Source organism: Pseudomonas sp. GW456-E7 (assembly GCF_059424105.1).
Genome location: NZ_JBWKZB010000008.1, coordinates 134,353 through 153,967, shown reverse-complemented (window position 1 = coordinate 153,967; position 19,615 = coordinate 134,353). Strand labels below are relative to the sequence as shown.

Here is a 19,615-nt window from a genome sequence, read left to right as displayed (position 1 = left end):
CGCGAAAGCGGTGGGTCAGGCAGCATTGATGTTGGATGTGACGCCGTCTTCGCGAGCAGGCTCGCTCCCACAATGGATCTAGACCAAACGCAGTTTTGGGCCAGTCGCCGGCACTGCCTCATCACCCAAGCGCTCGCGCACACATTCATTGGCCTTGCGCGTCAACTGGTCCAGATGCCGGTCGCGCTGTTTTTCCGCATCGGTCATGGCCCGCTTGCCGTGCTTTTGCAGCAGGTAGGTATGAATCTGCCGCACTTCCAGCGAGCTGTAGATCGCCGCCACGTCCAGCAACGCCATCAGGCCATCGGTGCTGTGGTCGCGGGTATTCATCAACACCTGGGTCGCACGCACGCCCACCACTTGAAACCCCATCGCCTCGAAATACGGCACCTTGGCCACCGCGCAGGTCAGCTCGGCATGGGGATAGCGGCCGACCATTTCCCGCAGCATCCGTCGGGCCACACCCTGGCGCCGATACTCGGCCTGTACCGCCATGTACGCCACGCCACAGGCCTCGGGGTCGTCCTGCACGGGCAGGTACAGCACAAAGCCGAGCACCTTCTGCGGATCGTCTTCGTCAGTGGCAACGATCAACTCCACGGCAATACCTTTTTCACCGTTGAGCGCCTCCAGATACAGGTGCACCTCAAAGCCGATCGCGTATTGATAAAGGTTGTACAGCAGGTTGCTGGGCGGGATCGCGACCATACTGATCTCAGTCAGGTTGTCGACCACCATCTGCAGGATCTGGCTATTGATGTGCTCGGGGCACGGGGTCTTGAAGTGGCTGATCAGGGGCATTGCAGTGACAGGCTCCGGGAGGCAAGGGCCGCCTATCATAACGCGCCTGACACTTGCGGTCCGAAGGGTGATGGTGGGGTGGCAGGTGATTGGGGAAATGGGTGGGTCAAGGCCCCCGAACCTGAGGATTGCTACCCACTTCGGCGCGACAGAAAAGCCTTAAATGTTTTGATACAAATCAGCCCTCCATACTCTCCGAGACTCCCTCGCAGTTGGCGTAGCTCTTGCATCGGCCGCATTGCGTACGTCAGCCACATCGGCGCGCCCCGAGGGAAACACTATGAAAAGCCTGCCTGACCTCAAACCGCTCGGTTTCAGCAAACCGGGCATCGCCGCTGTGATGCTGATCAACATCAGCCTCGGCACTGCCAACGCCGCACCGCTTGACGATGTCAGCTATCCGCCTCCAACCGATCCTTCGGCATATACCAACCCGCCGGCCGACCCCCAGGCCGCGCTGGATGCCATTCTGACCATGCCACCCGCTGACCAAGGCGCCATCGCCCTGCCCAATGGCATGTACGGCACCCGCACCACGCCAACGACCGACAACGTGCTGCAACCAGCCCAGCAAACATCATTCAAGATCCCCACCAATGGCAAGCCTAGCCCGTTGTTCGGGGCCCAGCCGTACACTCAGCAACTGCTGCTGTTCGAAGAGTTCGGCACGGAAAAACTCGACCCGACACTGCCCGCGCCACCCCTGACGTTCCCGCCTCCGACTGTCGGCCCGGCGCCCAACCAGGACCCGAACAGCATCGCCCGAAGTGGTCCTTCGGCCACAGCGCTCGAAGCTTTCATGCGCCAGCCGGGGCTGTACCCGTTTCCGTCACAGTATTCCAACGTGCTGGATCGCAACCCGTGGCAAGCGCAGATCGAAGCTTTCCTCAACCGCCATCCGGTCGGCTCGCCGGCTGAAGGGCGTCCGCCTGGAAAAGGCTGGTCCCATCAGCGCTGGAACGAGTTCTACCCGCAGGTCGCCTTCAAGACCGTGCAAGCAGGCGCCAAGCTCAACGGCGGCATGCGCGACCGTCGCCAGCTGCACAACTACGCCGTCGGTGAGTTCGGGCCGGGCGGTCTCTACTACCAGACCTCGGACATCCCGACCACCACGGGCACCACCAAAGGCATCGACACGCGTTTTCACCCCAACATGCCGATTCAGAACCACAAGGCGCTCTGGACCTTCGACGGCACATTTCCGGTCAAACTGCTGATGGTGCGCTACGGCCAACCGGTGCTGATGCGGCACTACAACGCCCTGCCGATCGATCCATCGGCCAACATGGGCTTTGGCCTGCACACCATTACCACCCACGAACACAACGGCCACTCCCCGGCCGAAAGCGACGGCTATGCCAATGCGTTTTTCTTTCCCGGCCAGTACTACGACTATCGCTGGCCGATGCAACTGGCCGGTTACGACACCATCAACACCAAGGCTGAAGATCCACGCGCGGCCTTCCCCTGCGCCCCGGGCGAAACCCTGTACGTCAACGACGCCACTCCGGGCCTGAAGACCTGCAACAACGGCAGCATCAAGATTCGTGGCGATTGGCGCGAAACCATGAGCACCCACTGGTTCCACGACCACATGCTCGATTTCACCGCGCAGAACGTCTACAAGGGCAACGCGGTGATGATGAACTACTACAGCGCCCTGGACCGCGGTAACGAAGCGCTGCAGGACGGCGTCAACCTGCGCCTGCCCAGCGGTTCGGCGTTGCCCTGGGGCAACCGTGACTACGATGTGAACCTGCTGGTGGCCGACAAGGCCTGGGATCAGAACGGCCAGCTGTGGTTCAACCCCTTCAACACCGATGGCTTCCTCGGCGATCAGATCCTGGTCAACTGGCAGTACCAGCCGCGCCTGAAAGTGCGGGCGCGCAGCTATCGTTTCCGCATTCTCAACGGCTCGGTGTCGCGCTACTTCAGGATCGCGCTGGTGCGTGAAGTCGTCGGCACCGGCGGCGAATTCCCCGGCCCGGCAGGTTCGGGCGTGTCCTATACCCGCGTGCCGTTCCACATGATCGCCAACGACGGCAACCTCATGGAACACGCCGTGCCGTTCGACGGCAGCATGGACCTGGACGGTGACGGTGATGTGCAGGACCACAACGCGATACTGCCCACCCAGGGCATTGCCGAGCGTTTCGACATCATCGTCAACTTCGCGAAAAACGGGATCTCTGTCGGTGACAAGCTGTACTTCGTCAACTTGATGGAGCACCAGACCGGCAAGGGTCCGGAGAGTGTACCGCTGAGTCTGGCCGATGTGCTGTCCGGCAGGTACAAGGCCGTGCTCAAGTCGGGCAGCAAAGGGCTGGAATGGGACGCCGGCGACCCGGTGGTGGGCAAGTTCATGCAGATGGTGGTACAGCCTTATTCGGGCCAGGACGTGAGCATGAACCCTGCCGACTACGAACCCGCCAAACCGGGGAAAGCGGCCGGCAAGGTCATGATCCCACTGACCCTCAACCGCGACGATGCGGTCGTACAGGCCAAACTCAAAGCAGCACGGCATCGCGAGTTCATCTTCGGCCGCTCCGACGGCACCGACGAAGCCCCCTGGACCATCAAGACCGACGGCGGTTTCGGCTACCACATGGACCCACGGCGGATCAGCGCTGCGCCGCAACTGGCCAACGGCCCGACCGATGCCGGGTTCTCGGGCGACGGTACCCTGGAAGTGTGGAAAATCAAGAACGGCGGCAACGGCTGGAGCCACCCGGTACACGTGCACTTCGAAGAAGGCGTCGTCCTCAGCCGCGACGGCAAGGCGCCACCGGAATGGGAAAAATGGGCACGCAAGGACGTCTATCGCATCGGCGAAGGCATCGACAGCTCGCAGGAAGTGGAAATGGCGATCCGCTTCCGTGAATTCGCCGGGACCTACATGGAGCACTGCCACAATACCCAGCACGAGGACAACGCCATGTTGCTGCGCTGGGATATCGAGCACCCCGGCCAGTTCCAGTTGATGCCAACGCCCCTGCCCGGCTGGGACGGCGTCAACTACGTCAACTCCGCCGCGCTGCCAACCTTCCGCACGGGCGATACTCGCAACAATGATGGCGATAACAAATTGCCAATCGCCAACCCCGACAGCGCCATCAGCAACAGCGGCCCGGTGACCATCAACGTACTGGCCAACGACAGCGACCCTGACGGCAACGTGCCACTTAAAGTGGTGGGCCTGGAGCAACCGGACTCCGGCAAGGGCACGGTCAGCACCGACGGCGTGCGCGTGATCTACACACCACCGGCCACGGTCCCCGCCCCGTTCACCGCGACCTTTACCTATAAGGCCGCCGATGCCAAGGGTGCGGAATCGGCACCGGCAACAGTGTCCGTGGCGGTCTCGGCAGCGGTCGTCGAGAACCTGATCGTCACCAGCGCTACCGTCACCGCCCGCAGTAACAGCCGCTGGTATTGGGTGCTGTCCGGCACCACCTCGCGTGGCACGGGCAATACCATCACGGCGACTGCCACGACCACAACCGGCACGGTGAACCTCGGCGCCGCCACCCTGACGCCTACGGCAACAGGCGCGCGCTGGAATATAGCGGTGACGACCGTCGGCAGTGGCCCGTCGCCCAACCCGACAGCGACCATCAAGTCGGCCTTCGGCAAAACCGTGACAGTGCCAGTGCACTAGCGCGGATTGATCGGCGCCCGGTCCATGCCATGTGGACCGGGCGCTTTTTTTTTGCGGATCGTGCGGTGGGACCGAGAGCCTTTGTATTGACTGTTACTACGCCTTCGCGAGCAAGCCCGCTCCCACAAGGGATCTGCGCCGAGCATAATTTCTGTGCTCTCTGAAGATCCCCTGTGGGAGCGGGCTTGCTCGCGAAGGCGGCCTCACAGTCACCGCTGCGGCGCCACCATCCGAAAACGGATATTGATCTCGTTGGACACCATACTGTCCGCCCACTCGCCCTCGCCTATCTTGAAGTCGTTACGCTTGAGCACCAGTTGGCCTTCGAAGATGCCGATGGAGCTCTCCGACTTCAGCAGCACCGGCACACTCACTTCCCGAGTGAGCCCGCGCAGGGACAGTTTGCCGGTGATGGTGTAACGGTTATTGCCGAGGGCCTTGATGGACGTCGATTCGAACGTCGCCACCGGATAAGTCGCGGTGTCGAACCACGCCGGCTTTTGCAGCTCGGTGTTGGCGTCGTCGCTGCCGGCATCGATGCTGCTCAGGTCGATGGTCAGTGCGGCATGGGCGGCGCCCGGGTTATCGGTGTCGAAGTCGAGATTGGCCTTGAACTTGCCGAAGGTGCCGTAGGTTCTCGACCCCATCTGCTGATAGGTGAAACTCAAGGTGCTGGCCTTGGCGTTCACCTCCTTGTATTCCACGGCTTCAGCGAACAGCACCGGGCCGAACACCAACGTGCCGGCCAGAGCGATGCAACGCGCGGATCGAAGGTTCATGGCACTCTCCGGGAGGACTCCCGTCTTGAGTTGACATGCCGCACACAAAGGCCGGCACCAGATGGACTAAAGCAAACAACCGGCGTTTATTCCACCTCAGCCGTTGAATGGCGACCACTTGCCACTGGCCGCCGGTGCTACCCGCACGCCTCGCGTTGCCACGCCCGCCGCAACAGCTCGATCACCTCGGCATCGCAAGTCTGGGAAAAGTCCATGTACCAATGGCCAATCGAAGTGAACCACTCCGGCATCAGCGGGCAGACCAGTTCATCCACCTCGCGGCGCAGCGCCTCCACCGTCTCGAGCGGTGCCACGGGCACCGCCACCACGATGCGCGCAGGTTCCTGCACCCGCAGCGCCTGGATCGCCGCCCGCATCGAAGCGCCGGTGGCCAGGCCGTCGTCGATCAGGATCGCCACCTGATCCTTGAGCTGCACCGCCGGCCGCGTGCCGCGGTAGACCTGCTCGCGGCGCAGCAACTCGCGGCTTTCCCGTTCGACCACGGCGTCGAATGCAGCCTTGGCAATCGGATGCACCCGCAGCGCCTCTTCATTACGAATCTGGACGCCACCGCTGGCAATCGCGCCCATGGCGTACTCCTGATGGGACGGCACGCCGAGCTTGCGCACCAGCATCAGGTCCAGGCGAACCTTCAGCGCCGTGGCCACCTCATAAGCCACCGGCACGCCGCCACGGGGCAAGGCCAGGACGATGACATCGGGGCGATTGGCGTAAGGCAACAGCGGCTCGATCAAACGCCGCCCGGCTGCCGGCCGGTCTTGCAGGATGGAATGGGACAAGGGGCTCATGTGAAAACCTCCCCAGGCGATGGCGCCTGCGAACTTCAGCCAAACCTGCGTTTTGTGGCAAGGGCTTTTGTGGCGAGGGAGCTTGCTCCCTCCGGGCTGCGCAGCAGCCCCAAAAACCGATAACGATGACCGGGTTTTGTGAGTGCTACGCACTCAAGCGCGAGCAAGCTCGCTCGCCACAGGTTTCGGTGCAGAGCATTATCCGCTCTCTTCGTCCCGCCTACACCAACCGCTCAATCTTCTGATGCTGCCACACCAGTTTGTAATACAGCGTCTGCAGCACCAGCATCCCCAGATACGCCACCGGAAACGCCATCCACACCCCTTGCAGCCCGAACTTCGCATCCAGCAGATAGGCTGCCGGCAATTGAATCCCCACCACGCAGACAATGGAAATCGCCACCGGCACCATCACCGTGCCGCTGGCGCGCATGATGCCGCCGATGATCGCCTGGAAGCCGAACACCAACAGGCTCCAGAGCATGATGTGCAACAGGTGCTGGGCCATGGTCCGCGTCGCTTCTTCCGTGAGGAACGACGCCAGCAGCCAATGCGACAGCAAATACCCGAGTACCACCAGACCACCGGTCAGGCACAGATTGATCATCAACCCCGTGCGCAGGATCGGCCCCATGCGTTCGATGCGCCCCGCCCCAATCGCCTGCGCGCCAAGAATCGATGCGGTAATCGCAATCGACAGCGCCGGGAACTGCACGTAATTGACGATCTGCGTCACCGCGCCATAGGCCGCCGTCGCCTGGGAACCGTGCTGGTTCACCAGCGCCAGAATCACCAGCTCCGACAGCGACAACACCACCATCTGCAACCCAGTGGGCAAACCGATGCGCAGCACCTTGCCGAGAATCGCCGTGTCCAGCTTCATCGCCGCAAAGAATTCGCGGTCCGGCGCCAGCGGATGGCCCTTCCCAATCAGCCGCCACGCCAGCAACCCCATCGCCACCAGGTTACCCACCAACCCGGCAAACGCCGCACTCTGAATCCCCATCGGCGCAAAACCCAACCACCCGCGAATCAACGCCGGCGTCAGCGCCAACCCGACCATGGTCGACACCACCAGCGCCAACAACGGCGACAAGGTATCGCTCACCCCGCGCAGCAACTGCGTGAACAGCACAAACACCAACAGCGACGGCATGATCCACAACATCACATGGGCATACGCCACCGCATCGTCCAGCACATCCGCCGGCGTCCCCAACCCCACCAACGCCGACCGCGCAAATACACTGCCCACCACCGCCGCCGTCAACCCGATCAACACCCCCAGCAACAAGGTCGCCCCGGCAATCGCCTTCACCAGATGCGTCTCCCGCGCCCCCCACGCCTGCCCGATCAACACCCCCGCGCCGGCACCGAGGCCGATCACCAGGGCGATGAAGAAAAACACGATGGGGAACATCCCCGACACCGCCGCCAACGCCTGGGTGCCAAGCATCTGGCCGATGTAGATGCTGTTGACCGTGCCGGACATGGATTGCAGGAAGTTCGACAGCACCATCGGGGCGAGGAAAAACAGGTAGGTTTTCCAGAGGGGGCGCTGGGGGTTGGGGGTTTGCATGGGCGAAGATCCATCTCGACGGCAGGAGCGATGATTAAGGATAGCGTGGGTGGCTGAAACCAAGGGGCGATGACCATCTCAGGTCTGTGTCTGGATTTCCAGCGACCTGAGGTGAAAGGTCTGAAGTTTCATCCTCAAAGGTCCTACACAAAGCTCGGAATGCCTCACCTTCCCGCGCTGATCTCGTGCGGCTTATAGTCGGCGCCGTCGCCCTAATGGCGATTCGGGTTTGGCGACCTGACCTCAGAGAATGCGAAGGCTATCCGCTTTATTGCAGGTATCATCGCACCCGCAAAGCCGCTGTTATGGCGGCTGTGCGCGGGAGACCTTCGGGTCTGCCGGTTTTCTCTGTGCCGGTTCGCCAACCTGCGCACAGCTGCCACCCATTCGTTTGGCGACGACTGAGTGACGGCCTTGAGCCAATCAAACAGAGATCTTCACAATGAATCGATACATGCCCCTCACCGGAATCGACCTGGTTCCGGCCTCCCTGCTCATCGACACCCAAGCCCCACTCGACGTCCTGCAAGCCATGGCCGATTACCGTATTCGGACAGTCACGCAGGTGCTGGAAAACATCGCCTACCGATCCGAGCTCGGTTGCGACACGGTGGTGCTGGAAGACTTTTCAAAGCTGCTGGTCATTCCGTTGCGCGATGGTTGTGACTTGATGGATGTGATTGGTCGGCGGTTGCGGGCGCAGGCTGCGGAGTGAATGAAAACGGGCGCAGAAGGCGCCCGTTTTTTGTCCGACGGGAAAAGTGGCTTGATGGACGATGCTAGCCTTTGCCCCCGCTAACACTTCCACTTCCACTTCCACTTCCACTTCCACTACCACTGCCACTGCCACTGCCACTGCCACTGCCACTGCCACTGCCACTGCCACTGTTATCCTCCTGGTCATTGTTGACCTGTGGCCCGACGCCATCCCCCGTACGGAATGTCGGTAACGCCACCGAGGCCACGAATTTCACGCCGTCCCAGCTGGGCAATGGTGTGGGCATCAACTGGAACTGGCCAGGGTGCTCAGAATCCCAGCGCAGCAGCATCGCCGTGTCTTCATGCTGTGTATTGTGGCAGTGCTCCATATAGGTACCGGCAAACTCACGGATGCGTAAGGCCATTTCGACATTGTCGAGGCTCTCGGGATGGGGGCCTACATTGTAGATGTCCTTGCGCGCGCCTTTTTCCCATTCTGGTGGTGGTTTGCCACCTCGAGTGAGAATGATCCCTTCCTCGAAATGCACATGCACCGGGTGACTCCAGCCATTGCCGCCGTTCTGGATCTTCCAGACTTCCAGCGTGCCCTCCCCCTTGAACCCCGCCGGTGTCGGGCCAGTGGCCAGTTGTGGCGCGGCTGAAATCCGCCGCGGGTCCATGTTGAAGCCTGGGCCGCCATCGGTCTTGATCGTCCAGGGCTTGGAATCCGTGCCGTCGGAGCGGCCAAAGATAAAGGTGCGGTGCCGTGCCCGGGCAAGCCGGGCGATATCGGCAGGGTCGTCACGGTGCAAAGGCAAAGGGATCATGAACCTGCCCTCGGGCTTGCCAGGCTTGGCGGGCTCGAAGTCGACCGGGTTCATGCTGACGTCCTGGCCGGTGTAAGGCTGGACGTTGAGTTGCATGAACAGGCCCACGCCCGGGTCACCGTTGATCCACTGTGGCCCGTGGCTGGTTTGCCTGACAACGGGCAGGTAACTCCCGGAGAGTACATTCGCCAATGGAATGTCACGTTCGGGACGCTTGCCGTTTTCATGCTCCTCGATGTTGACGAAGAAGATCTTGTCACCCGGCTTGATGCCGTTTTTCGCGAAGTCGATGACGATGTCATAGCGTTCGGAAATGCCCTGGATCGGCAGAATGGCATTGTGGTCCTGCCTGTCGCCGTCACCATCGAGGTCCAGGCTGCCATCGAACGGCACCGCGTGTTCCATGATATTGCCGTCGTTGGCAATCATGTGGAACGGCACCCGGTTATAGGAAACCCCGGAGTTTCTCGGGCCAGGAAACTCGCCACCATTACCATTGACCTGACGCACCACCGCCAGCTTGAAGTAGCGAGAAACCGATCCGTTGAGAATGCGGAAACGGTAGCGACGGGCACGTACGTCCAGGAAGGGCTTGTACTCCCAGTTGGTCAGCACCTGGTCACCGAGAAAACCGTCGGTGTTGAAGGGGTTGAACCACAACTGGCCGGTCTGGTCCCAGGCCTTGTCGGCGATCGTCAAGTTGACGTCATAGTCGCGGTTACCCCAGCCCAGGCCCGAACCGCTGGGCAAGCGCAGGTTGACCCCGTCGTCGACCGACTCGTTGCCACGGTCCACGGCGCTGTAGTAGTTCATCATCGTCGCATTGCCCTTGTAGACGTTCTGCGCGGTGAAATCGAGCATGTGGTCGTGGAACCAGTGGCTGCTCATGGTTTCGCGCCAGTCGCCACGGATCTTGATGGTGCCGTTGTTGCAGGTCTTGAAGCCGGGGGTGGCGTCGTTGACGAAAAGCTTTTCACCGGGATCGCACGGGAACGCCGCACGCGGATCCTGAGCGCTGGTATTGATGCTGTCGTAACCGGCCAACTGGATCGGCCAGCGATAGTCGTAGTACTGGCCCGGGAAGAAGAACGCGTTGGCAAAACCGTCGCTTTCCGCGGGCGAGTGGCCGTTATGCTCATGGGTGCTGAGGGTGTGCAGGCCAAAGCCCCGGTTGGCCGACGGGTCAATCGGCAAGGCATCGTAATGCCGCATCAGCATCGCCTGGCCATAGCGCACTTGAAGCAGTTTGGGCGGAAAGGTGCCGTCGAATGTCCACAACGCATTGTGGTCCTGGACAGGGAAGTTGGGGTGAAACTGCACCTGAATGCCCTTGGTTGTGCCTTCGTTGGCCGGGTTGCCGTTGGTGTTGTGATAGAGCCCGCCTGGCGCGAATTCCCCCACGGCGTAGTTATGCCGTTGCATGCGATCACGCAAGCCGCTGTTGACGTGCGCACCGGCTTGCACCGTCTTGAAGGCGTCGCGCGGGAAAAACTCATTGAAACGCTGGTGCGACCAGCCTTTTCCCGGTGGCCGGCCTTCTGCGGGCGAATCGACCCGGCGATTGAGGAAAAGCTCGATCTGCGCCCTCCAGGGGTTGCGGTCCAGCACATTGGAGAACTCTGTCGGGAAGGGCGTCAATGCCGGCTGCCTGAGAAAGGCATCCAGCGCAGCCGGCGACGGGCCGCTACGCGCCACCTTCAAGGGGTCTTGCGCCGGTGCGGGACCCAGCGTCGGAACCGGAAACGGAACGGGTGATGGCGGGTCGGCCGCGTTCAGTTTGTTCGAGCCGAACTCCTCGAAAAGCTCCAGCTTCTGAGTGAACGGTTGAACCCCGAACACCGGGCTGGCATTACCGTTAGTGGGGATATTGAAGCTCGGTTGCAGATTGGGCGGCAGCACATTGTCGACCAAGGGGGTCTTGCGGTTACCCACCACTCCATTGGGTAAGTCGAAGGCGCCGACGTTGGCGGGAGGCAGCTTGAGCAAGTCTCGCAATGCGGCATCGGGGTCGGCGGGCGGATTGGTGAACGCCGATGGGTCGGTAGGAGGCGGTGGATCGGTGTTGTCGAGGGGGGCTGCATGGGTCTGGGACAGGCCCAGCCCGAACATGATCGCGGCAGCAGAGATACTCAGCGCCAGCCTGGTTTTGGACAATGCACTAGGGTTGAACCTTCCGGTATCTAGTTTCATCGCAAACACCTCTGACGGGTTCCCCGGAGCGCGTGGCAATACGTGGGCTACGAGCCACTGCTCCTGGCCCGGCTGGCGAAATGTCTGATGTCGAGCCGGGATGAGAACGATGCAAATCTCCCGCCAAAAGTGACAGGATGGGGCTAATGGCTCCATGCCATGCCCCCTCTGACCGCCGGCTTCAGGCAGGCGTATGAGAAACCAGGATAAAAGCCCCGAGAACGGGGAAAATCCCCCAATACAGGGTGCGATTGTGTGGGGTGTTCGGGCCAGGAGAAATCGCCATTTTCTGAAAGTATCGACCGGTTGGATCCCAGCCGACTGCAGCTTTTGACGAGTGACCGCATAGGCCGATATCGGCCTCGCCAAAGGCTCCGGCGCGTCCCTGCATGCGAGCCCCTACCCCCGCCAATTCAGCATTCCTTGCCTCTAAATCTGACATTGTTCGCCCCTGCCCCGCCACCCCGGCCATGAATGATGGCAAACAGCTACACTCCTCACGATTTCTCAATATCCCGACCATGGCGGCAACCGATTTGCCTCCATGGATCAATCGAAAAAAAGGCTTGTCTTCCGGTATCAGTCCAACCCCGGTTTCTTCCCGGTTCGATTACATGGAGTCAGCGTACATGCCCTTCCCCCCTCGCTTCCTCGACCACTACCGCAAAGCCGACCGCATCATGCTTGGCCTGATCTGGCTGATGTTCGCTTTCGCGGTGGGCCTGGCGTTCTGGCACGACACCTTCAAGCAGGCGCTGCTGGTGGGTGGCGGTACCAGCCTGTTGTTGACGCTGTTGTATCGCGCCATCGGCGGCTCGCGGTTGATGCGCTGTTTGCTCGGTGTTGGCTTGATGGTGATGGCGGCGTTGCACATCAATCAGGCCGAGGGGGTCATTGAGTCGCACTTCGGAATTTTTGCGTTGTTGGCGGTGCTCACGTTTTATCGGGACTGGCTGCCGATTCTGGTGGCGGCGGTGACGATTGCGCTGCATCACGTGGTGTTCCATGTGCTGCAGCACCAGGGTTTTCCGGTGTACGTGATGGCGCATCACGGTGGCTGGACGATGGTGTTCGTTCACGCCTTTTATGTGGTGATGGAGACGGTCGCGCTGCTCTATCTGGCGGTGCACAGCCAGGCGGACGCGGTAGAGAGCCAGGACATGCTGGACAAGATGCTCGCCGCGACTTCGCAGTTCACCGTGGGTGCCGGTCAGGGTGACCAGGCGCGGGTGCATGTGTCGCTGGCGCAGCGTTTCGATCAGTTCCTGATGCAGATCACCGCGTTGGTGGACGGGGTGGTGCGTGATTCCAACGGTTTGGGTCAGTTGGGCCAGGAGTTGGCCAAGGCCAGCAACACGCTGGAGAAAGGCGCCAGGCATCAGCTGACGGAAATCGCGCAGATGACCGGGTCGATGCAGCGCATGGGCGATGCGATGGAGCACATCGTGGTGCATGTCGAGCATGCCGTTGCCCATGCCGGCCAGGCCAGTGTGCAGATCACCCGCGGGCAGGAAAGCGTGAACCGTGCCCGGCAGGAAATCACCCATCTGGCCTCGCGCCTGGAAGGCACCAACCAGACCGTGCAGGTGCTGGCCGGGCAGGCGCAGCAGATCGGTACGGTGCTGGAGGTGATCAGCAGCATTGCCGAGCAGACCAATTTGCTGGCGCTCAACGCGGCGATTGAAGCGGCGCGTGCCGGCGAGCAAGGCCGCGGCTTTGCGGTGGTGGCCGATGAAGTGCGCAGCCTGGCGCAGCGCACGGCGGTGTCAACCAAAGAAATCCGGACCATCATCGAGGCCTTGCAGCAAGGCAGCCGCAAAGCCGTGGAGGCCATGCAGGACAGCCGCGAAGGTGTGGAGCGCTGTGTCGAGGACAGTCAATTAGCGGCGGCGATGCTGCAGGCGGTTGGCAGCGACATCTCGCAGATAGATGAACTCAACGGGCGAATTTTCACGACGACCCGCGAACAATCCACGGCGAGTGTCGAGATTGTCGGGCGCTTGCAGTCGGTGCAGGGCATCGCGCAGAACACGGCGGATGATGTGCAGACGCTGGCGTCGAGCAGTCGGCGCTTGCCGCCTATTGCGACTCGACTGGATGCGTTGGGGCGCACGTTTCATCAGTGATGCTCGATGCGGGAGGTTGTCCGCTGGTCGAACCGACTTGCTCTACAGATTCAGAATACCTATCTTTGAGTCTATAGAGTCAAGACAGGTATTGATCATGGCCGTCCCCCTGCAACCCCAATCCTTCAGCAAGAACCAATGCGTCACTGGCCTGCGCGCTGCGGTGAGCATTCTGGAAAAGTGGCAGGCCACCAGCGACCAGGCCTGTCGCATCCTGCGCATTTCCCGCAGCACCTACACCCGCGCCCGTCAGCGTGACCCGGACTGGGCGGTGGCACTGGATGCAGACCAGATGCAGCGCATCAGCTTTGTGCTGAACATTCACGCCACGCTGCGGCTGGTGTTCGACAATCCGGACAACGTGTATGGCTTCGCGTCGATGGCCAATGACAATGAGTTTTTCAATGGCCGCAGCCCGCTGGAGATCATGGCCCAGGGCGACATGATTGCGTTGTATGAAACCTTCCGCCGCATCGACATGTTGCGGGGGGCGCAATGGTGATGGCGAGTGAGCTGGCGGTGTTTGCCGGTCAGTCATTGCAGGCTTATCGCCTGGTCAATTCGAAGTTTCCGCCCATTGCGTTGTTTGATGACGTCGCGGATGCGGATGAGTTTGAGGTGCTGTTCGAGATTCAGGCGTTGACCAATCCGCGGTTGAAGAATGAAGTGGGTCAGTTGGAGTTGATTGCGCGCAGCGAGATCCCGTTCGGGATTGCCGGGTGCTCTTACGCCATCGCGCCGTTTACCCATGTCAATCCGGCGGGGTCGCGCTTCAGTGACGGCAGCTTCGGGGTGTTGTACCTGGCGGATTCGATGGAAGCGGCGCTGGCCGAAGTGCGGCATCACCAGGCTCTGTATTGGTCGAAGGTGCCGAGCCTGAACTATGAGCGGTTTGTGTTTCGCGGGTTGGCCTGTGCCTTTGGCGATGGCGGGATGAAGGACGCCACCGCCCTGCCGCTGAGCGATCCGGTGTATGCGTCGGACGATTACAGCCATTCCCGCGTGCTGGGGCGGGCGGTGCGGGACGCCGGTTGTCCCGGTTTGCGTTATCACTCAGTCCGCATGCCGGGCAGTCATTGCTGGGCGTTGATGACGCCGAGGCCCGTGTCTTCGATCATTCAAGCAGCGCATTACGAGATGGTCTGGAATGGTCAGATCACCAGTGTGAGCCAGATCAGCGAGGCTTGATCGCCTGGCGATGACCCTGTGGCGAGGGAGCTTGCTCCCGCTGGGCTGCGCAGCAGCCCTTTTTTTGGGGCCGCTTCGCGACCCAGCGGGAGCAAGCTCCCTCGCCACAAAAAGAGGTGTTTATACAGGCGGTGTTCGATCCATTGACCGCATCGATAGTCACCATCATTTCAATGAAGTTCTCTTAAAAAATCCCCGGCGTAACATCTGCTCCATACCCACCCATAAGCACCCCGGAGCACACCATCATGAAACGCCAGACCCTCCTCAGCATCGCTTTCTCGGTTTTCGCAGTTAACGCTTTCGCCGCAACCTCTGCTCAACCTGTGGTCGCTGAAGGCGGCTCGGATCGTCTGATTGAAAGCCGTGTGGCTGAAGGTGGCTCCGATCGCCTGCTCGAGAATCGTGTGGCCGAAGGTGGTTCGGATCGCCTGCTGGAAAAACGTGTGGCCGAAGGCGGCTCTGACAAGCTCCTGCAAAACCGCGTCGCCGAAGGCGGCTCCGACAAACTGCTGCAAAACCGCGTCGCTGAAGGCGGTTCCGACAAGCTCCTGCAAAACCGTGTTGCCGAAGGCGGTTCCGACAAGCTCCTGCAAAACCGTGTTGCCGAAGGCGGTTCCGACAAGCTCCTGCAAAACCGAGTTGCCGAAGGCGGTTCCGACAAGCTGCTGCAAAACCGCGTCGCCGAAGGTGGCTCCGACCGTCTGATCGAAAGCCGCGCTGTCTGAATGCAGTGCTTTACCGCAGGACTCAACGAAAAGCCCGGCCTCAACCGCCGGGCTTTTTCGTGTGGGTGTTCAATTCGTCCTTTGTTCATGCGCTTTCGCATAGCGCGCCAGGCCAATCTTGATGCCAACCAGGATGGGCGCGGCAAAGACGAACAGCAGGGCCACGGCGAAGAACGCCGTATCGAACGCAATCACCGTGGCCTGACCCGACACCGCCTTGCCCAGCAGGCTGCTGGCTGCCCGGCCGGCGGTCAGCGGGTCCATGCCCTTCCCCGCCAGCATCGCGGTGGTGGTCGTCAGCCGCTCGATGAGCGCGTGCCCACCCGGAGTGACGTGTGTGCCGAGGACCACGCCGTTGGTGACGGCGTGATGCTCGATCAGGGTCTGCAGCCCGGCGACGCCCATCAGGCCACCCAGCTGGCGGCCTGTGTTGAACAGGCCGATGCCGCTGGCCAGGTTGCGGCTGTTGAGGTGGGTGAAGGCGATCAGTGTGATCGACAGAAACAGGAAGCCCAGGCCCAGGCCGCGCAGCAGGATGGCCGCCATCATGTCATCGCTGCCGCTTTCGCTGGTGGAGCCGGACAGCATCCACATCGCCGCCATGATCAGCAGGATGCCCAAGGGCACGGTCGCCACCGGCGGCACGCGGCGGGCCTGGAACAACCAGGCGGCGATGAGCAGCGACCCGCCAAAAAAACCGCCGCTGGGCAACAGCAGCAGGCCGGCATCGGTCGGTGTGAAGGCGAGTACCGACAGGGCAAATGCCGGGATCAGGTAGGCGCTGCCGAACAGCGCGGCACCGGCGACGAAACTGACGATAAAGGCAAAGGTGAAATCGCTCGATTTGAACAGGCTGAAATCAAGCAGCCCCTGGCCGTCGGCCAGGACCTGTTGGCCGAGAAAGCCCAGCAGCGCGGCGGCACCGAGCACCGTCAGCACCAGGATGCGCGGTTCCTCGAACCAGTCCCAGCGGCTGCCCTGGCTGAGCACGTAGGTGAAACAGAACAGGGCCGCAGCGAGCAACGAGAACCCGAGCCAGTCAAACGAAGGCTGCCGGCCCCTGGCGGGCATGGGGTGGTCGGCGATGAGCAAGAGCCCGGTCGCTGCCAATGCCAGCGGCACCACGCTGAAGAAAATCCAGGTCCAGGACTGGCTGTCGATCAACCACCCTTGCAGGGCCGGTGCGAGGGTCGCGGACGCGACCACGGCCGCCATGGCGAACAGGGCTTGCAGGATCGGCTGAAGGGCGCGCGGATAACCGCGAAAGATCATCGCCTGGCCCGCCACCAGCAAAGCACCGCCGGCGAAGCCTTGCAGGATGCGCAATGCGATCAGCAGCTCCAGCCAGGCACTGACGGCAGCCACGCAGCACGCCAGGCCCATGACCAGGGTGGCGCCGATGAGCACGTTGCGTGGAGAAAACCGCTGCATCAGCCAAGGGGCGAGCATGAACCCGATCAGCTTGAGGGCGATGTAGCCGACATCCAGCCAGGCGAACTCGTCAGGTGTGGCATAAGTGTCGCCGATGATATCGCTGCGGCCGAGGGCGAGCACGGTGCTGGCGATCGCTTCGGTCAACGCGGCCAGGACGATGCCCGCGATGAGCAGCACGCCGGTCGTCGGCCTGGCGCGACTCATGAGCCGGCCCCTTGCGCAACCTCTACCCGCGCGGACAGCCCCGGCACGATGCGCCCCGGCAGCGGATTGTCAGCCAGGCGGATCTTCACCGGAACGCGCTGTACGACACGTACGAAGTTCCCGGTGGCGTTGTCGGGCGGCAGCAGGCTGAACGCCGAGCCACTGCCCGGTGCAAAACTGTCGACCACGCCGGCCAGAGCCGCATCGGGGTAGCCATCGACCGTGACGCGCACAGGCTGACCAGGGCGAATCTGTTCGAGCTGGGTTTCCTTGAAATTGGCCACGACCCACACATCGTTGACCGGCACGATATCGAGCAGGGCGACACCCGGCGTGACGAAGCGGCCGAGGCGAACCTGACGATTGCCGACCACGCCATCCACCGGCGCATGCACCACGGTGTGATCGAGATCGATCCGGGCGAGATCACGGGCCGCTTCAGCCTGGGCCACCGCTGCCACGGCCGCCTCTCTTTGCGCCACAAATACACTGATGCGTTGCTGTTGGGCCTCGACCGTTGCCGAAGCGGCCGATACCGACGCCACGGCTCTGGATTGTGCCGTGCCGGTTTCATCGACCAGTGCCTGGCTCACGGCGTTGCTGACGATCAGTTTGCGGCTGCGGTCGTGGGTCTTGGCCGCCAGGCTCATGTCGGCGGTGGCCGAGCGTCTTTGCGCTTCAGCCTGCCTGATCAGCGCATGCTGAAGCCGGATCTGCGCGTCGACATGGGTCAGGTTCGCCCGGGCGGCGCTGACATTGGCCTCGGCTTGCGCCAGTTTGGCGCGATAGTCGCGGTCATCGATACGAAACAGCACATCACCCGCGCGCACGGTCTGGTTGTCCTCGACCTCGAGCGCCGTGACATAGCCGGCGACCTTGGCGGCCAGCGAGGTGACGTCGCCGCGGACATAGGCGTTGTCGGTCGAGGTCGCGCCACGGGTAAACGCCATGGCGCCCCAAACCGCCACGACCATCACGGCCGCGACACACAACAACAGGCCGATGGTCTTGCGCTGGCTGCGCCGCACCATGACCACCGGTGTTGCGGCGGCAATGGCGGCCTTGTCCTGGAGCGAGTTCATTTCTTCATGTCCTGTTCAGTGGCAAGCACCAGGCAGCCACGGGGCGGCAGGGTCTGCCGCCCGGCTGTCGGGCCTTCATGAGCGGGTTGATCGGCTCACTGTTTGATGGGTGTGACGAGCACCTTTTCCTCGGTGTCGAGGACGAACACCGCCAACAGGCGTGCCGGTTGGGTGTCACTGGCGTTGGCGCTGACCAGGTGCACGGAACCCGGCTCCTCCACGAAGTTTTCGCCGACCTTGTAGATCTTTTCCGGCTGGCCTTTGACCTGGATGCGAAACGAGCCTTCCAGCACCGTCGCATAGATGAAAGCCGTTTTCGGATGGGTGTGGGCCGGCGACGCGGCACCCGGCCCATACTCGACGACCACGCCCCTCATGCTCTTGCCAGGGATGTTGGGAATGGGACGGTCGAACACCACCGTCACCTTGCCGGGGGGCGGCTCGGCGGCCGAGACGGCGCTGATCGAGAGCGCGGCGAAGACAGCGGCCATTAGCAATCGGGTAACCATGGGATTTCTCCTGGATGGGTAGGTATATGTGAGGGTGCGATGCGTTACTGCGCTGTCGACCGGGCCAGCCAGTCGTCGAAGCGGATCGCCCCCAGGCGTGCGTTCTTGCCGGTGACCAGCGATTGATCGTTGAGCACGGCGCCGAAGTAACGGGCATGTACGTCCGGCACGACCTTGCGGCTGTCCTGGGTGGCTCGCAGATAGCGCCTGGCCAGTTCGTCGATCGGCATGGTTTCCGGACCGCCGACTTCAACGGTGCCATTGAGCGGCGCTGCCAGCACGACATCGGCCAGCGCCGCTACCACGTCGTCGGACGCTATCGGCTGGATCAGCGCCGGGGACGCATGAATCTCATCGCCAACGGCGAACGACTGGACAATGCCGCCGGCAAACTCGGAGAACTGCGTGGCACGCACAATGGTGTAGGGAATGCTGGACGCCTTGATAAGGGCTTCCTGCGCGACCTTGGCCCGGAAGTAACCGGTATCGGGAAGCCGTTCGCTGCCGACAATCGACAAGGCAACATGATGATGAACTCCGGCGGCGGCTTCGGCGGCCAGCAGGTTACGGCTGGAGGTCTGGAAGAAATCGAGAACGGCCTGGTCCTCCCACGATGGCGCGTTCGCCACGTCGACCACCACGTCAGCACCATCCATCGCTTCGGCCAGGCCTTCGCGGGTGATGCTGTTCACGCCCGTGCTGGGGCTGGCGGCGAGCGCATCATGGCCGCGCTCGCGAAGGGTGTTCACAAGTTTCGATCCGATGAGGCCGGAGCCTCCGATGACGACGATCTTCATGACTGTTCTCCACTTGTCGACGGCAACCATTGCGTCGGTGTAGAGAGATTGCCTGCACGCGCCAGGCAAGTCCTTGGGTTTGCCTTGGAGAGCGCTTGGATTTTTGTCCAAGGCAACTGACGTTCGTCCAGCCTTCCTTGCCGCCGACGGTGCAGCGGCTGTCGAGCTGCCGTATCATCTTTCCCAGTTACCAATCAGCCGCCTG

Annotated in this window: 15 protein-coding genes; 6 read left to right on the top strand and 9 right to left on the bottom strand. The window is 61.9% G+C overall.

The features are described 5' to 3' along the window. Window positions 1-78 precede the first annotated feature (78 nt). Window positions 79-801, bottom strand: coding sequence for a GNAT family N-acetyltransferase (locus AC07YV_RS08210; protein ID WP_102699128.1), 723 nt, complete (start codon window positions 799-801; stop codon window positions 79-81). Between the two features lie 280 nt (window positions 802-1,081). Here AC07YV_RS08210 and AC07YV_RS08205 point away from each other — a divergent pair, with 280 nt between their 5' ends. Beyond that, window positions 1,082-4,459 carry an Ig-like domain-containing protein gene (locus AC07YV_RS08205; protein WP_102699129.1) on the top strand — a complete coding sequence of 1,126 codons (3,378 nt, stop codon included), beginning with the start codon at window positions 1,082-1,084 and terminating at the stop codon, window positions 4,457-4,459. Window positions 4,460-4,668: 209 nt separating this feature from the next. Here the strand turns inward: AC07YV_RS08205 and AC07YV_RS08200 are convergent, their stop codons facing one another. The 3 genes from AC07YV_RS08200 to AC07YV_RS08190 form a co-directional block, all read right to left on the bottom strand. After that, window positions 4,669-5,238: a YceI family protein gene (locus AC07YV_RS08200; protein WP_102699130.1), complete on the bottom strand. Its 570-nt coding sequence runs from the start codon at window positions 5,236-5,238 to the stop codon at window positions 4,669-4,671. A gap of 137 nt (window positions 5,239-5,375) precedes the next feature. Then, window positions 5,376-6,047: a phosphoribosyltransferase gene (locus AC07YV_RS08195; protein ID WP_102699131.1), complete on the bottom strand. Its 672-nt coding sequence runs from the start codon at window positions 6,045-6,047 to the stop codon at window positions 5,376-5,378. 220 nt (window positions 6,048-6,267) lie between these two features. Further along, window positions 6,268-7,626: an MATE family efflux transporter gene (locus tag AC07YV_RS08190; protein WP_102699132.1), complete on the bottom strand. Its 1,359-nt coding sequence runs from the start codon at window positions 7,624-7,626 to the stop codon at window positions 6,268-6,270. A 442-nt stretch (window positions 7,627-8,068) separates the two neighbouring features. On the opposite strand from AC07YV_RS08190, the gene AC07YV_RS08185 reads away from it, so the two are divergent. Next, window positions 8,069-8,341, top strand: a complete 273-nt coding sequence (locus tag AC07YV_RS08185) for a hypothetical protein (protein WP_095946406.1) — start codon at window positions 8,069-8,071, stop codon at window positions 8,339-8,341. Between the two features lie 64 nt (window positions 8,342-8,405). Here the strand turns inward: AC07YV_RS08185 and AC07YV_RS08180 are convergent, their stop codons facing one another. Further along, the gene (locus tag AC07YV_RS08180; RefSeq protein ID WP_102699133.1) at window positions 8,406-11,342 is read right to left on the bottom strand and encodes a multicopper oxidase domain-containing protein; all 2,937 of its coding nucleotides are present in this window, start codon (window positions 11,340-11,342) and stop codon (window positions 8,406-8,408) included. 629 nt (window positions 11,343-11,971) lie between these two features. Between AC07YV_RS08180 and AC07YV_RS08175 the strand changes: the two genes are divergently transcribed. The 4 genes from AC07YV_RS08175 to AC07YV_RS08160 all read left to right on the top strand — a co-directional run bounded on the left by AC07YV_RS08175 (window position 11,972) and on the right by AC07YV_RS08160 (window position 15,384). Further along, on the top strand, window positions 11,972-13,468 hold the full coding sequence (locus AC07YV_RS08175) for a methyl-accepting chemotaxis protein (RefSeq protein ID WP_102699134.1): 1,497 nt from the start codon (window positions 11,972-11,974) through the stop codon (window positions 13,466-13,468). A gap of 97 nt (window positions 13,469-13,565) precedes the next feature. After that, window positions 13,566-13,970 carry an antitoxin Xre-like helix-turn-helix domain-containing protein gene (locus AC07YV_RS08170; protein WP_102699135.1) on the top strand — a complete coding sequence of 135 codons (405 nt, stop codon included), beginning with the start codon at window positions 13,566-13,568 and terminating at the stop codon, window positions 13,968-13,970. Then, entirely contained in the window at window positions 13,964-14,656 is a 693-nt protein-coding gene (locus AC07YV_RS08165; RefSeq protein ID WP_102699136.1) for an RES family NAD+ phosphorylase, read from the top strand. Before AC07YV_RS08170 ends, AC07YV_RS08165 begins: the two co-directional genes overlap by 7 nt. A 248-nt stretch (window positions 14,657-14,904) precedes the next feature. Then, a complete protein-coding gene (locus AC07YV_RS08160) occupies window positions 14,905-15,384 on the top strand; it encodes a phage infection protein (RefSeq protein ID WP_102699138.1) in 480 nt (159 codons plus the stop codon). 69 nt (window positions 15,385-15,453) lie between these two features. Here AC07YV_RS08160 and AC07YV_RS08155 read toward each other — a convergent pair whose 3' ends face one another. The 4 genes from AC07YV_RS08155 to AC07YV_RS08140 form a co-directional block, all read right to left on the bottom strand. Beyond that, on the bottom strand, window positions 15,454-17,022 hold the full coding sequence (locus AC07YV_RS08155; RefSeq protein ID WP_102699139.1) for a DHA2 family efflux MFS transporter permease subunit: 1,569 nt from the start codon (window positions 17,020-17,022) through the stop codon (window positions 15,454-15,456). Further along, window positions 17,019-18,104 (bottom strand): HlyD family secretion protein, encoded by a 1,086-nt coding sequence (locus AC07YV_RS08150; protein ID WP_102699140.1) that lies wholly within the window; start codon window positions 18,102-18,104, stop codon window positions 17,019-17,021. Before AC07YV_RS08150 ends, AC07YV_RS08155 begins: the two co-directional genes overlap by 4 nt. 95 nt (window positions 18,105-18,199) lie before the next feature. Beyond that, window positions 18,200-18,613, bottom strand: a complete 414-nt coding sequence (locus AC07YV_RS08145; RefSeq protein ID WP_102699141.1) for a cupin domain-containing protein — start codon at window positions 18,611-18,613, stop codon at window positions 18,200-18,202. Between the two features lie 44 nt (window positions 18,614-18,657). Then, window positions 18,658-19,410 (bottom strand): SDR family oxidoreductase, encoded by a 753-nt coding sequence (locus AC07YV_RS08140; RefSeq protein WP_102699142.1) that lies wholly within the window; start codon window positions 19,408-19,410, stop codon window positions 18,658-18,660. Window positions 19,411-19,615: the final 205 nt, after the last annotated feature.

Bases quoted from the DNA above. Each gene is read 5' to 3' on its own strand.
- AC07YV_RS08210 (WP_102699128.1), bottom strand. From the start codon at position 801: ATGCCCCTGATCAGCCACTTCAAGACCCCGTGCCCCGAGCACATCAAT.
- AC07YV_RS08205 (WP_102699129.1), top strand. From the start codon at position 1,082: ATGAAAAGCCTGCCTGACCTCAAACCGCTCGGTTTCAGCAAACCGGGC.
- AC07YV_RS08200 (WP_102699130.1), bottom strand. From the start codon at position 5,238: ATGAACCTTCGATCCGCGCGTTGCATCGCTCTGGCCGGCACGTTGGTG.
- AC07YV_RS08195 (WP_102699131.1), bottom strand. From the start codon at position 6,047: ATGAGCCCCTTGTCCCATTCCATCCTGCAAGACCGGCCGGCAGCCGGG.
- AC07YV_RS08190 (WP_102699132.1), bottom strand. From the start codon at position 7,626: ATGCAAACCCCCAACCCCCAGCGCCCCCTCTGGAAAACCTACCTGTTT.
- AC07YV_RS08185 (WP_095946406.1), top strand. From the start codon at position 8,069: ATGAATCGATACATGCCCCTCACCGGAATCGACCTGGTTCCGGCCTCC.
- AC07YV_RS08180 (WP_102699133.1), bottom strand. From the start codon at position 11,342: ATGAAACTAGATACCGGAAGGTTCAACCCTAGTGCATTGTCCAAAACC.
- AC07YV_RS08175 (WP_102699134.1), top strand. From the start codon at position 11,972: ATGCCCTTCCCCCCTCGCTTCCTCGACCACTACCGCAAAGCCGACCGC.
- AC07YV_RS08170 (WP_102699135.1), top strand. From the start codon at position 13,566: ATGGCCGTCCCCCTGCAACCCCAATCCTTCAGCAAGAACCAATGCGTC.
- AC07YV_RS08165 (WP_102699136.1), top strand. From the start codon at position 13,964: ATGGTGATGGCGAGTGAGCTGGCGGTGTTTGCCGGTCAGTCATTGCAG.
- AC07YV_RS08160 (WP_102699138.1), top strand. From the start codon at position 14,905: ATGAAACGCCAGACCCTCCTCAGCATCGCTTTCTCGGTTTTCGCAGTT.
- AC07YV_RS08155 (WP_102699139.1), bottom strand. From the start codon at position 17,022: ATGAGTCGCGCCAGGCCGACGACCGGCGTGCTGCTCATCGCGGGCATC.
- AC07YV_RS08150 (WP_102699140.1), bottom strand. From the start codon at position 18,104: ATGAACTCGCTCCAGGACAAGGCCGCCATTGCCGCCGCAACACCGGTG.
- AC07YV_RS08145 (WP_102699141.1), bottom strand. From the start codon at position 18,613: ATGGTTACCCGATTGCTAATGGCCGCTGTCTTCGCCGCGCTCTCGATC.
- AC07YV_RS08140 (WP_102699142.1), bottom strand. From the start codon at position 19,410: ATGAAGATCGTCGTCATCGGAGGCTCCGGCCTCATCGGATCGAAACTT.